The sequence below is a fragment of the Ornithinibacillus caprae genome (assembly GCF_009728145.1).
GTDB classification, from domain to species: Bacteria; Bacillota; Bacilli; order Bacillales; family Amphibacillaceae; genus Ornithinibacillus; species Ornithinibacillus caprae.
This window is the reverse complement of the sequence record NZ_WOCA01000010.1, coordinates 78,741-93,594: the sequence shown is the minus strand read 5'-3', so window position 1 is coordinate 93,594 and position 14,854 is coordinate 78,741. Positions and strand designations below refer to the sequence as shown.

General features: G+C 29.3%; 8 protein-coding genes. 7 read left to right on the top strand and 1 reads right to left on the bottom strand.

The window, feature by feature from the left end; all coding sequences use genetic code 11:
• Positions 1-78: 78 nt before the first annotated feature.
• Positions 79-2,001, bottom strand: coding sequence for a hypothetical protein (locus tag GMD78_RS13200; protein ID WP_196493818.1), 1,923 nt, complete (start codon positions 1,999-2,001; stop codon positions 79-81).
• Between the two features lie 313 nt (positions 2,002-2,314).
• On the opposite strand from GMD78_RS13200, the gene GMD78_RS13195 reads away from it, so the two are divergent.
• The 7 genes from GMD78_RS13195 (at position 2,315) to GMD78_RS13165 (ending at position 14,766) form a co-directional block, all read left to right on the top strand.
• Positions 2,315-5,860 carry an SIR2 family protein gene (locus GMD78_RS13195; protein ID WP_155669283.1) on the top strand — a complete coding sequence of 1,182 codons (3,546 nt, stop codon included), beginning with the start codon at positions 2,315-2,317 and terminating at the stop codon, positions 5,858-5,860.
• A gap of 447 nt (positions 5,861-6,307) precedes the next feature.
• Positions 6,308-7,063, top strand: coding sequence for a hypothetical protein (locus GMD78_RS13190; protein ID WP_155669282.1), 756 nt, complete (start codon positions 6,308-6,310; stop codon positions 7,061-7,063).
• Between the two features lie 46 nt (positions 7,064-7,109).
• Entirely contained in the window at positions 7,110-8,264 is a 1,155-nt protein-coding gene (locus GMD78_RS13185) for a hypothetical protein (protein ID WP_155669281.1), read from the top strand.
• A 48-nt stretch (positions 8,265-8,312) separates the two neighbouring features.
• On the top strand, positions 8,313-8,777 hold the full coding sequence (locus tag GMD78_RS13180) for a GNAT family N-acetyltransferase (RefSeq protein WP_155669280.1): 465 nt from the start codon (positions 8,313-8,315) through the stop codon (positions 8,775-8,777).
• Positions 8,778-9,360: 583 nt separating this feature from the next.
• On the top strand, positions 9,361-13,170 hold the full coding sequence (locus GMD78_RS13175; protein WP_155669279.1) for a hypothetical protein: 3,810 nt from the start codon (positions 9,361-9,363) through the stop codon (positions 13,168-13,170).
• Positions 13,171-13,212: 42 nt separating this feature from the next.
• On the top strand, positions 13,213-13,842 hold the full coding sequence (locus tag GMD78_RS13170; protein ID WP_155669278.1) for a hypothetical protein: 630 nt from the start codon (positions 13,213-13,215) through the stop codon (positions 13,840-13,842).
• 81 nt (positions 13,843-13,923) lie between these two features.
• Positions 13,924-14,766: a restriction endonuclease gene (locus GMD78_RS13165; protein ID WP_155669277.1), complete on the top strand. Its 843-nt coding sequence runs from the start codon at positions 13,924-13,926 to the stop codon at positions 14,764-14,766.
• The last annotated feature ends 88 nt before the right edge of the window (positions 14,767-14,854 follow it).

Below are 14,854 nucleotides of genomic sequence, written 5' to 3'. Positions count from 1 at the left end.
GTATCAAAAAAAGCGAGTAGTTAAGGACAAACCCGCTCGCTTTAAGAAAACAATTAATAACTTGTCGATTAGATTATATTAATCATATAAACTCTTGATTTGATGTAGATGATCAATATAATTATTATAATCTTTATTGCCTCTTAAACTTTCTATACTTGATACGGAATTTAATTTTACAAAATAAGTTTCTAAAATTAAATTTAACTGTTTACCGTAGTTATATTTTCTTCTACCTATTCTTTTTTCATTCATTAAGATATGAGGTTTAATCTGAAGCATTTTTATAAATTTTTGTTTTGATAACTGCCCCTCAAAAATTGAGCGAAAGAATTTTTCCACAATTAAATTACTTCCCGTATACATTACCGTTGAGGGACTATTTCTCTTGAAGAAACCTTCAATGCTAAGGCTGTCTGTTACATATATGTCATCGCTATCTAAGTCTTCCCCTATAGGAACATTAGTTAATATTATTTTATATACTTTACATTTAGTAGGATCAACTTTAAAGGTATCTGACAATAATTCATTTGAATTACTTAAAAAGTGGTTTGAATTTCTTCTTAGTTGAGTTTTGGCTTTTTCTATTTCTAATAAAAACCTTTTATATTCTTTATATGTTTGAGGTTGTGGAAGATTTTTTAATTCAAATATAAATAAATCTCCATCTAGAGAAAATACTATATCACATTCATAGTTTTCACCTTTAATATTATCTTTTAAGTTTTTGCAAATGATGTCATTTTTGCTTATTAATGATCTAATTTCTTTTTCAAATTTAGTTCCTTTAATCGATACGTTTACTCCCTTCGCGGTTAGATTTGATAATAATGCCCTAGAACAATCAATTAGAAAAGTAGCCGAAGGGAGCACAAGTAATTTATCTTCAAATGGAATTAAAGGGCAATCAAATAAGTCCCGAGAATTCTTTTTAAAGGTTAATCTTCCTAGGATTTGGGTTATGTTCTGTTTGCTAACGCCATACTTCTCAAAAATTCTTTTCCACTCGTTGATATCTTTGATTAAGCACCATTTATTTAGTTGCATAGAGATTTTGTTAACTTTTAGGTTTCTTTTTTCACGAAAATCATTTGCAAAAACAGCAATTATAGAATACGCGCGAATCCATTCTTTTATAGGAATACCGTCTAGTTTTATAGTTAGATCATTTATATAAAAATATTCTTCTATAAATTCGCAGGCTAACTTTTCATGCTGATTTAAATATTGTGTTGGGGGAAGATTAGAGATATTTTTGTTTATTAATATCGGATGTACATTTTCAGCAAAAGCGCTATAAGCCATTTTAGCGTCTCTTATATTCTGAAATAGTAGTTGGGTTATGAAAAAGCCCTTACTGGATTTATTTAAAGAGTTCAAAGCAAAATTTCCATCATGTGTTATAAAGCCTGTATTAAAGTAACTCCATAAATCTTTCACAGTTTCAATAATTACTCTCAAGTCCCCAAATTCAATATGCTTCTGTGCAATATTTAAATCTGAACTTCTGATAATCTTGTTTGAGCCATTAACAGGAAATTTTTTGTAATTGAAGTATTTTAATATAAGACTAGCATTTTCTATGATGTTTTCATACATTGCACTTGAAGTATTGGAATCTTCTTTTTGAATTATTTCATGTAATGTTAACTCTAAAACTAGTAAAAATGCTGGGAAATGTATATTATCTTGTATTTCTTTTTCAATATCATTTGATATTTTTTTATTTAATTCAGTGTAGAAATTATTTATTATTTTAATCTCGTTAATAAACTTACTCAATATTTCTTTATTTGGATCCACTTCAATTAAGTAGTTAATCAGATTTGATAGAATTTTATTATATGTTAATGTACCCAATTTATTTATAGCAATGTTGGACATCTTAATATAACTAATTGCTGATTGAATACCGTTTTTATGATACTCATTTTTAATATTTTCTATCAATTTATCTGGATTATTTCTGGCCATACTTTCTAGTTTGTATAATTCCAATTAAATAACCTACCTTCTAATGTAATTTATATATCTTACTTTAATAGAATTATAGTAAGATATATAAATTTATTTGTAAAACTGTGAAATCACTCTGTTATACTTCACTATTTTTAGATGGCGTCTAGCATTTGTATTATTTTAATTTGTTATTTACTGCTAAAAATTAAAGACAGTGAAATAAAGTATCCCTTAAACTATAATAAGATTAGCAATAAACTGTAAATAACTAAGTGAGAATTACCTTATCAAAAATTATGTGGATTAAAATTCCGTGGTAGTAATCATAAATAGATATGAAAGGATTGTAGCTATGTGGATAACAAAGGATATTAATCTTCCTGATGAGATAATAGACGCACAAAAAAAGGGTGAGCTAGTTATATTCGCTGGTGCAGGAGTGTCTATGCCACCCCCATCAAATCTTCCTAGTTTTGAAAAATTAGCAATTCAAATATCTCAAGGACTTATTGCTTATAACGATACTATCCCTATTGATACATTCTTAGGTAAGCTTCAGAATAGAGGGATAAGAGTACATGAGAAGGCGGTTGAATTATTAATTTCACCAAACTCTAAGCCGAGCTCTTATCACAAAAACCTACTTAGATTGTTTCAAAGTGATCAACCTAAAATAGTAACAACAAATTTTGATGATCATTTTAGAACAGCAGCGGGGAATAATCAAGGTATTTCTTATTATTCTGCTCCAGCGCTTCCACTTGGACGAGATTTTACTGGTGTAGTTCAATTGCACGGTAGTGTAAGGAATAGACCAAGGGATTTAGTATTAACAGATAGTGACTTTGGTAAAGCGTATTTTACAGATGGTTGGGCAACCACCTTTTTAAGAGATTTGTTTGCTAACTATGTTGTATTATTTGTTGGTTTTAGTGTAAATGATCCAGTAATGAAATATATAGCCCGGGGGTTAGGTTCAAATAATAGAAATAGATATGCATTTACAGAAGAAGGAAATAGTGACCATTGGAATCATCTCCAAATTATAAATATTGAGTATCCAAAAAATAGACATGATTTATTAGAAAAATCAATAGAGGCATGGGTAGAGAAATCTCAAATGGGTGCTTTTGAACAAAGAAAATTAATTAAGGAGATAGTTGAAAAGCCTCCAGCACACAATGAGGTTGAAGAGAGTTATATTTTAGAACAACTAAAAAGTGAAATAGGGTCGCAACATTATTTTGACTTTGCAAATGACTTTAAATGGGTTGAATGGATGAACAAACATAAGAAGTTAGACTCATTATTTTTCAATGAAAATAAAATAAATCCATTTAATCACAATTTAGCATCGTGGCTTGCTAGTTTCTTTCAGGAAAACTCTGAAGGTTTGTTCCGATTAATCATGGAAAGTGGCAGTCTTAGTGATTATCTTAAAAGATATTTAGTTAGAGAAGTATACAGAAAAATAAATGATTCTTCAACAAAAAATATAGGAAAAGGCATACCAGTATATTTGGGGCATGTTAATCATAGAAAGAAGGAGGACAACTTAGAGTTCCTTTTAAATGGTTTAAAGCATCCAGAAAATAAGGAAATTATTCTTATTTTGTTAGAGTGTCTAACAAGGCCGTTTACAAGTTATAAAAAGAAATTTTCTATTTATGAAAATGATGAGGAACAAGTCGAAGTTAATGTGGATATAAAGGGTGATGCATATTGGTTAAGAAAAGTATGGAATGGGACTATATTACCAAATTTAGATTTCTATGCAATTCCTCTAATAAATATTTTTATTAATCACCTTCAGTTAACAACGTACTATTATAAGGTTACAAGAGAAGGAGATTGGGATCCTATTAGTTTCAGTCGTTCAGCGATTGAGCCTCATGAGCAGGACAAATATCCTAAAGATATAGACTTTTTAATAGATGGGTGTAGGGAGATTCTTGAATTCCTAATTAGAAATAATAGTAAGCTGGCCTTGGGATATATTGAACAATGTTTACAAAGCGATAGTAAGATACTAAACAGATTATCAATACATAGTTATAAGATGATCAATGAAGTAAGTTTCAAACAAAAAATTAACTGGCTTATTAATAACGACCTTTTGTTTAAGAACGATTATAAACATGAAGTGTTTCAGTTTATTAAAGAGGTATATCCTAATTTGGAACCTGAGAGTAGAGATGCACTTTTAAATATTATAAGTAATGAAAGTGAAAAAAGGAGAAATGAGGATTCGGACCTTTTAGATACAGAAACAATAGATTATGAGGAATTTAACCTATATTACTGGTTAACTCTTTGTGATCAGGAATGTGTTTTAGCGAAGGAGCATTTTGAAAAAGCAAGAGAAAGAAACGGGCATTTTCAAGTTAGAGATTATCCGGATCTCTCACATTGGTCTTCTAGAATTGATTTTTCTACTATAACTAGAGAAGTAACCACTGATGAAATATTATCAAAGAATCCAGATCACAATGAGGATTTTAACTGGCTTATGACTTATAAAGAAGAGGATAACCCTTTTGACAAGAGGGAGAGATTCTTAACTGTAATTACCTCATCAATAGAGAAAGATAACATATGGGGATGGAGCTTGTTAAAGAATATGACAGTTTCTGAAACAGAGTCTTCTGATCTTTGGTCTGCAGTTTTGAAAGGATTTAGTGTAGTTTCTCTTGATGATAAAGGGTTTCAGGAGATATCTTACGCTATACTAAATCATTGTGATCTTTATAACTATCGTTATTATATCTGTTATTTTTTTGAGAGTGTAGCTGATAAATTAGATTGCAATGATATTAAGTTTAGTATTGATATTGTCATTGAAATCTTTGAAAAAATTCTCGAATCTTTGAGTAGCTCGGATGACAGTTTAATGGAAGAAGATAGTTATACTCAAGCAATAAATCATCCAATTGGTAGACTAACAAGATTTTTCTCTGTTTTTTATAGCAAGATGTTTTACGATGGGAATAAAAACGACGAAATATTGGCTGCTGTAAAACAAAAAGTGTTTTTAAGATTGTTATCTGAAAACGATGGACAATCTTTATTGGGTAAAATGATTTTAACAAATCGGCTAAATATTATAATGAGTATAGATGAAGAATGGGCTGTAAAAGAATTAGTGCCACTTTTTGATGCTGAAATCGATGTTGAGTTGGCAAAGAAAGCATGGAATTCTTATGTGTATGGCGGAAAATTGAATGAAAGAAGCTTGAAATTCTTGTATGAAAAACTGGAGTCTATTATACCTTATATAAATGAGCTTAATGAAGTTTCCAAAAAAGGTATTTTCCAGTACTGCGCTTCCATACTATTTTTCTCTGCGGAATACAACAATCCATTATTAAATTTTCTAAAGAATAAAGGAAATGAACAACACTTTGAACTGCTAATTACCCAAATATTTGATACCTTAACACAACTTAAAGCACCTGCAATAACTAAAGCTTGGAAAGATTGGTTAAAAGATTTCTTAACTCTACGTTTGTATAATTTACCGGTAGAAATGGGTAGTAAAGAAATGGAGAGAGTAGTAGAATTAATTATTGTATTAGAACCAGTCATAAAAGATTATATAGAATTAATAGTTAATAGTAATATAAACGTTAAATTACACAGTGATTATGTATTTTATGGATTAAGTAGAGAAAAGATAGGAACAAATTTTCCACATTTGCTATTAAGCTATTTAAAGATAATATTAATAGATAATCAATTGTATTCTTATTCTGAAGAAGTCTTTGAGGTCATGAAGCAGATTTGCGAATCATTAGATAATGAAGATGAGAATTTTGCAGTGGTTTGCGAGTATTTAATGACCGTTAATATTCAATTGGCTGAAGAAGTAATAAATTTATATAGAGATAAATTTAAATAGTAATATATAGATCTTATTCAATTGAAGGTTTTAAAGAAAAATATTTAATTAGGTTTTAGAATTATCCATGGAGATAAGCAAAAACTTATATTTAGACTCAGATTACTTTATTACTTCTGAGGACTTATTTCATCCAAAATAATGGATGAAATAGTTTAAGAGATACTTTATCTTATTTGTCGAGATTATGAATATAATAATATAATGATTTTCGTTTTCCTCTCTTTATGTGGCGGGGAAAATGCTGAATATCTCTTAATGTTTTTTATGTATTGCACAGATAAAATGAAAAAATCTTGGTCTAATGAACTCAATAGAAATATAATATAGTTTTTAAAGTAAAGCTATAAACTACAGAGAGCTTAAAAAGGCTCTCTTTTTATGTGCATTTTATAATTGGATATGTATGGTAAAATTATCTGTATAGAGAATTTTGGGGAGGATATGATGAATAAATACTTAGACTTGGAATTCATTTTAAATAGTGAAATTGAAACTCTTAGAAACACAAATAATAATTTAAATGGAGTAGTAACAAATACACCAAAAGTAATTAATACACTAGTTAAATTACCTTATTACACAGGGGAACTAGAATCTGTTGACAAAACGTATGGTGCTTTTCAAGGCTATTGTAAAGAACATTATCTTCAATCCCCATATACCTTTCTTTCAATTTATGAGTCATGGAAAAAAGGTTATTACTTGGAGAGTGTTATTTTATATAGACATTTACTTGAAGTGTATGTTCAAATGAGATACTTTGAGAAAAATCATAAAAGATTGGAAGGATATTTAACTGGAACAGATAGAATTAGAATGGTTAATATGTTTGATGAGTTTTCTCAGGGGTTTTATCATGATTTTTATGGAAGACAATTATCAACAATAACGCATGGTAAAATAGGAAAATCACTTTTTAGGATTATAAGAACTTCTCCTGAAAAGGGAAGGGTAATCATGGGATGTGAGTATAATGAATTTTTAGCGTCTTATGTAATGAATATATATGTGCCGTTAATTTTTGGATATATTAATTTCTTTAACATTTTCTTCCCTAATAATACGTTAGATGGAGATATATTGATAGAAATAAAAGAATCAAAAGATTGGCTTGAAATGTTTATGAATGAACATAAAAAGGCATATCCAAAGTCAATTGAACCATTTTATAGACATTTTGATAAATACATATACTCATAAATTTAATTTTAATTATCCTTTTTATCTTGTAATTAGGAGGGGAAAGATGGAATCTCATCAATTTATAAATGGAAGTTTTACTTGGAGAGAGCTTGTCATGTTAATTGGAGTACTTGCGACGCTCTTGGTAGGGCTTTGGAATGTGTTAATAAATTATACAAAAAACAAAAAAGAGTTATTTGTAAATGCAATTACTACTGAGCGGGTCAAATGGATGTCAAAGCTAAGGGAACTATCTTCAGAGTATATCTCACTCACAAAAATTCATAATCATAAAGAAGCTTTTGAAAAAGACCTAACTAAAAGAGCTCAGTATTTAGATAAGATTGTTCGAGTAAGCTCAGAATTAAAATTACATTTAAATTACAAAGATGATTCAGATAATGAAATCATAACAATTATGGATGAGATTAGTAGTCATGTTTTTGAATTATATGATGTTATAGATTTATTAAAAATGACTGATGAAGAAAAACTAAAGGTTTTAACTGAACCGAGTAATAAGCCTTTTATGAAAGAAATGTATTTAAAAGCACTAAGAGAAGTAGCAAAGAAAGAAAAGATCATAGAGTGGGACGAAACTAAACTTATTAAGAAAGCTCCTCGTTTGCATAGCGAAACGAATAAGCAATTAAATGAATTATTTAAGAAGAGATACGGATATGAAGGACAAACAACTCTCATGAAAAATATAGAAAATTTTAGTAGTTTATTAAGAGTTTATTTAAAAAATGAATGGGAGAGAGTAAAGGCAGAAGCAGAAAAAGGAAATTTGAAGCAACATAGAAATAAAACAATAAACAAGAATAGCGTAATATCAAAAATAAGTGCTGTAATTGCAATTATATTATTAACTTATCTTAGTTCTAATATGTTGGATAGATTTCCTGATGAAAATAATATAAACAGCCTAAAACTATACCAATATTACTTGTTAACACTTTATGGACTGTTAATTGGTGTATTACTAGAATTTAAAAGTATAAAAGGTATAATCAGGGGTCATGTAAAAATTAGCTGGACTTTATTCCCATCTATAATACTTTTAGTTATTGTGCTTATTCCTGATTACTTATGGGTTACATGGTACGGGAAGGATGGACCTTGGTATATTAATCCATTACTATATCCAGGGACGCAGATGTCTTTGGATATTATAGTGGGAGTATTACTAGCTCGTTCGTTTGCTATGAGGAATTAAAGCAAAAAATAAAATAATTAAAATAAGTAATTACTCAGGAGTGGCTCTATGAAATGGATAAAAGAAAAAGAACCAATGTGGAACGAATCTAGAGAAAATATTATTGGTAATAATCCATGTGCATTTAATTTATCTAAAATAGAAATGGAAGCCCCATTATCAGGAGATTGGTGGACCTTACTTAATGATACTAATGAGACTTTAGGTTACGGATGGATAAAATATGAAGAAAATGATGCAGAGTTATCAATATCAATCCATAAAAACCATCAAAATAAAGGCGTTGGAACTGAGATTTTAAGGAAATTAGAGATAGAAGCATTAAACAAAGGATTTAAAAAAACAGTAACAGTCGTACGAGAGTGTAACCCCACTGGGAAAGAGGCTATTAACTGGTTGTATAAGCAAGATTATAAAGCAATATGGCCGGGTATTAATAGCTACTTATCGAAAGAAATTGCGTGTAAGTACTTATCTATAACTAACATAACTTTGGAAAAGGAATTAAAATAGATAAAATAGTAAAGATCTTATTTTTTGTGACATAATTAATTTGAGTTCACGTGAGTTATATTAAATACTGTCATATAAAATAATTAACTTTGACTTAGTTTAATAATATCAATGGCATAACAAATGAAACCTTGATATAGCAAAAGTAACCGGCTATATCAAGGTTTTTACTTTATTAAGAACATTGTACAAATAAATAAGAACATGAAGAAACTTCATATAAGAGTAAATGCAATTGTTTGAAATAATTATTCATATTTAATAATAAAGTTTGATTGAAAATTATCTCTTCGGTATGATATCCGTAAGAGATAATTTTATATTTTTCTGAAAAAACGGGTAAAAAAAAGAAGTTTAGTGGTCTCTTACTAACAATAGAAAGATGCAAGAAATATTTGTATATTTATATACTAAGCAGCTAAAATACAGTCTGGGTTTATAGATAATAAGCCCTTGGTTAGAACTCTAGATGTTCTTCATTAGGTCGTACAACTTGTTTAAATATAGATGGAAATAATGAGCATAGAGCTAGAAAAACAAAGAGAAAATAATTATAAAGTAGATATTGAAGGTGGGGGTTTGATTGTTAGAAGTTACACCACAAGACATTTCTTCATTAACCGATACTGATTTACGATTATTAATAGGTTATTTGTGTGAAGCTGAAGTTTCTAGTAAGGGTTTAACTACTCATGGAGTAACCTATGGTGGTCATCAGAATGCTAAAGATGGCGGAATAGATGTGAGGGTTAATTACGATGAAGATAGTTGGAAACAAGGGTTCATACCTAGAAAGAATACTGGATTTCAAGTTAAAAAACCAAAAATGCCTGCATCAGAAATTCCAAAAGAAATGGCACCTAAAGAAATATTAAGAGAATCGATTAGGAGTTTAGTTCAAAGAAATGGTGCATATATAATAATTAGTAGCCAGAGTTCTACGGCAGAAGGTGCGTTAAATGCCAGAAGAAAAGCTATGAGAAAAGTGATTGACAACTATATTCCAGAATCCGATATATTTTTAGATTTTTATGATAGCCAAAGGACTGCCACATGGGTAAATACATATCCATCATTGGTTGCATGGGTAAGAAAAAAAGTTGGAAGAGTTATAGAAGGCTGGAAAGGATACGAAAATTGGGCGTATTGTCCAATGGGAATTGAAGAAGAGTATCTTTTAGATGAAAATGTTAGATTTTCAAATAAGGGTAGCAACTCACAATCTATCTCTATTGAAGAGGGATTAAATAAATTAAGATTAGAATTAGAAGATTCAAAAACAATAATACGATTAGTAGGGCTTTCAGGAGTCGGTAAAACTCGTTTCGTTCAAGCTTTATTTGATGAAAGAGTAGGCAAAAATGCTTTGGAGAAATCATTAGTTCTATATACAGATATAGGAGATAACCCGAATCCTTCACCTAAACAGATGTTAGAACAACTAATTAGGAAGAAAACTAAAACGTACTTATTTATAGATAATTGTCCTCCAGAATTACATAAAGAATTAACAAGCATTCTCAAAACTGCAAGCACAGATAATATTAGTCTACTGACTATTGAATATGATGTTAAGGATGAAACGAAAGAGGAAACAGAAGTATACCATTTAGAAAGTGCTTCTGAAAATGTAATATCGCAGTTGATTTTGGAAAGATACGAACATATAGATCATAGTAGTGCAAGACATATAGCTAAGTTATCTGGAGGGAATTTTAGAATTGCAAATGCTTTGGCAAGTGTTGTTAATAGAGGTGAAAATGTATCGTCATTACCCGATAAAACAATATTTAGTCGATTATTTAAACAACGAAATGAAGAAAATAATAATCTAGAAATCGTTGCCGAAGTATGTTCATTAGTTTACTCGTTTAATATTGATACAAGCTCACCAGAAAATTTGGAGATTAGACTTTTAAGTGATTTGGCTGGAATAACAATTAGAGAGTTTTTAAGAAATGTCAACGAACTAGAATCTAGAGATTTAATTCAAAAACGTGGAGTCTATAGAGCTTTTTTACCGCATGCCTTAGCGAATAAATTGGCGATAAATGCATTAGAGAATATTCCATTTTATGAATTGAAGAATGTTTTTGAGAATAAAGCAGAGTGGAGATTATATAGATCGTTTACAAAACGTTTAAGTTACCTTCATTTTTCGGAGAAGGCCAAAAAATTTGCTGAAGAGTGGATTGAAAATAGTGGATTAATAGAAGATGTATCTAATATGGATGAAAAGAAAATGCATTTGTTAGAGTGTGTCGCCCCTTTGAATATTGAATTAACATTGAAAACTCTCGAAGAAATTAATCAAAAAGAGTATGCTGATTACTTTTTTTCAAGGGAGAATCCTCAATATAGCCGATTAAGTAGGTTGCTTATTCATCTTGCATACGATCAAGAATATTTCACAAGAAGTGTACAGTTACTAATAAAGATGGCATTAAAAGAAACAGTAAGAGAAAATGTCAATTCTACTAGGGACTTACTAAAAAAACTATTTCATCTTTATCTATCTCATACACATGCTACTATTGAACAAAGGTTAGAAATAATTGAGCGTTTGCTTTTATCAAAACAGGAAAAAGAACAAGCATTAGGACTAAATCTTTTAGACGAAATGATGGAAGCAGGAAGTTTTTCGGGATATGGCCTATCTAATTTTGGAGGCCATATTAGAGATTTAGGTTATCTTCCTAAACTAGGTAGTGAAATAGAGCAATGGTATAGAAAAGTAGCTGAATTTTGTTTGGACAAACATTCGACTGAAAATATATCAAATGAAATTTCAACAATTATAGCAAAGAACCTAAGAAGTATATGGTCTCAAAGATACTGTTTTAAAGTAGTTGAATTTATATGCTTAAGTATGCATAATAGAGGTTTTTGGGTAGAAGGTTGGATAAGTATAAAGCTTATTCTAAAATATGATAGCAAAAGAATGGATCAGTCATTAATAGACAGATTAGAAATATTGGAAGCTAAATTACGACCGAATAGTCTGGAGGAACGTTTACAAATATTTTTAACTTCAAATAGATTATATCTAGAATTGTTCGAGGTATTTGAAGAAAGTGAAGACGCAACAGTATCTGAAACCGATAATATAATCATATTTCAATCACTCAAAATAGGTGAGTTTCTAAGTGAAGAAAAAAGTATATTAATTAAGTATTTTCCAGATCTATTGGAAAAGCAGAATAGGTACCTTGAAACAATAGGTAGTGTATTAAGTAAAAACTATAATGACAAACAAGAATTATGGTTTTTGATTAAGGGAAATCTAGATGTAATTAATAGAAAAGAAGGTTATAGGCCTTTTTTAATAGGTGCTATATCTCAATTTAGTAAATCATTAGTAAACGAAGTCTTTGATGAACTAGTTGAGTCAAACTATATAAATGTTCTTATGTGTTTACAGAACTTTTTATTTACGGATTCAGAAGGGATAAACAGACTTATACAGCTGATTAAAGATAAATTTTTTCCTCAAAACTATATTTTCTCCTTAAGGAATTTGAGGCTAAATGATGAAATTAATCCAGAAAAATATTTAGAGTTATTAAATGAAATCAAGAATTCATATGGTGATTTTGATATAATTGCACATTTTCTATATGAATTAATCTTCATTATGAAAGAGAAGTTATCAGGAAATGAACCAATAATAGAATTGATGCATGAATCCTTAATGACTATATTCTCAAAAGAAATAAAATCTAGGTTATTCGATAGCTATGAGTATAGCAAAATCATTAGATTTGTCTATTCATTACCGAATTCAAATGAAAAATTTATCGAGTTATTATCTATAATATTAGCTGGGATTAATAGTTTAAGAATTTATGAGTTTAATATTGAAGAGATTTTGGAAGCCTTAGCTATTGTTAAGCCGCATGATTTTTTAAAGTCAACACTAGATGCTTATTCAGAAGAAGGCTTTACATTTAGATATGATTTTGGGAATAATCCTTTATGTAATATTGGCGAGGAGTTACTGATAAATTGGATTGAGGGTGTAGAACTTGAGAAGCGATATATTAGAGTAAAGATGCTGTTAGAAAATGTAAAGTTATACAGAAAAACTGAAAGTAAATATCATTGGTCAAAGTTAGGGATATATATTATAGATAACTTTTATAAAAATGAGGATATCTTAAATTATATTAAATTAAATCTATTTAGTTACACTAGTCTAGGAGGAGTGCATTCGGGGTCAATGGCAAGTATTTTTGATGAACGAAGAAGTTTAGTTATTAAATTTCTTGATGAAGAAAAACAGGAATTAAGTAGTTGGGCAAAAATATTAAATGAGGAACAAATTAAAAGAATTGAACAGATGAGAAAAGAAGAGTTAGAAAGTGATAGGAGAATGGAGCACTTTGAATATTGATAATTATTTTTAGTTTAGTACAGAGGTAAAGTGGGAGGATATATGTATAGAGCTTTAGAAGAATCACAGTGGCTTTATGAACATGTATTAAATGAATATCAAAAACAAGTAGTAAGTGAGACGATTACGGAAATAGATAATAAAGAAAAAAAGTATTCATTAGATGCCTTTTGGAAAGTAGATGAAGAAATTGGTGGTCTAGGTGGTTATAACTTACCAAAACATCCTGCTAATAACCCTTTTCCTTATGGTATTAAGCGTAGTATTTTTAGACCTTTACAATATGCATCGAGTGAGATGGATATACGAGATATAAGATATGGATCTAGGTATGTTGTTCAATATGCTGGTATGCATTTAGAAGCAACAACAAGGTTTTATCTAATTGTGAATCAAAAACTAAGGAAATTGAGGAACTTCAATTCAACTCTGGGAAAAGTAGTACATCAATTAGGCCAGATGCAATTACTAGATAAAAAAACAATCGAAAGTTTGTATGTATTTATAAAACTGTTTAATAAATCAAAACATGAAGTGAATCAGGATAGAGCAAGACAAAGACTATTTACTGTATCAGATGCTCTAGTTGTGTATTTAACAGTGCGAATTTTAGGTAACCGAATATTACAAGAGATTGACCCTGGTGAATTAGAATCAACTGTGGAATTATAAAGATTATCTTACAGATTTACAAAAACTCTTTTATATTTAGCATATTATAGATTCAAACTAATTCTACTGGAGGGAAGTTTAATGAATTTTGGGATAGAAATACCTAGAATTGAAAATGAAGAAATGTTTGAGAAATTATGTTTAGATTTAGTTAAGCAAACAGGTCAATATGAAAATGTTAATAGAAATGGACGAAGAGGGCAAAGACAAGATGGTGTGGATATTTTTGCGCGTATTAAACAGAGTTCTGAGTGGATAGGAATTCAATGCAAAGTAAAAAAAAACGGAAGTATTAAGGAAGAAGAGATAAAAAACGAAATAAAGAAAGCCTATGGTTTTAACCCGAACCTTTCACATTATATATTTTATACCACCGCAGAAAGAGATAGTAAGATTCAAGCTTATGTTCGTTCTTTATCTGATGAGAATATAAATAAGAATTTGTTTAACGTTGATATTTTATTTTGGGAGGACATTGAAGATTTATTAAGAGAAGATAAATATAACTCTGTTCATTATAAATATTATCGGGATTTCTATACTCAAATAGAGGATGACGGATTTGCTTTTGGTAAATTAATATCATTAAATATAGGACATAGACAGCTCGATTCTGTTTATCCGTTGTTGATTGGCAAAACATATCGTAAAGACACAAAGAAAAATAAAAATATTAATTATTGGAAAGGTGTTTACTTTATAGTTAACTTCAATGAGAGGACATCTGAAACTTTTCCTATTCCATGTTTTCCAACTGATTTAGAGGAGGTGTTTCAGTTTCGAAGAGATAGATATATAATATCAAAATTTATTAATACTATTCCCAATATAGATAAATTTATTAAGTCCGAGGAATCTAATTACGAGCTGTTATTAACGGATAAGGAATATGAGGAATTTTTGAAATTGTATAGAGGAGTTTAAAAGCAATGAGTAGAAAGAAATTTCTAAGGGGATTTTTAGTTCACTATAAAAATAAGTAAGTTAACATAGAATCTAAAATTATAGAGAA

Bases quoted from the DNA above. Each gene is read 5' to 3' on its own strand.
- GMD78_RS13185 (WP_155669281.1), top strand. From the start codon at position 7,110: ATGGAATCTCATCAATTTATAAATGGAAGTTTTACTTGGAGAGAGCTT.
- GMD78_RS13170 (WP_155669278.1), top strand. From the start codon at position 13,213: ATGTATAGAGCTTTAGAAGAATCACAGTGGCTTTATGAACATGTATTA.
- GMD78_RS13195 (WP_155669283.1), top strand. From the start codon at position 2,315: ATGTGGATAACAAAGGATATTAATCTTCCTGATGAGATAATAGACGCA.
- GMD78_RS13180 (WP_155669280.1), top strand. From the start codon at position 8,313: ATGAAATGGATAAAAGAAAAAGAACCAATGTGGAACGAATCTAGAGAA.
- GMD78_RS13165 (WP_155669277.1), top strand. From the start codon at position 13,924: ATGAATTTTGGGATAGAAATACCTAGAATTGAAAATGAAGAAATGTTT.
- GMD78_RS13190 (WP_155669282.1), top strand. From the start codon at position 6,308: ATGAATAAATACTTAGACTTGGAATTCATTTTAAATAGTGAAATTGAA.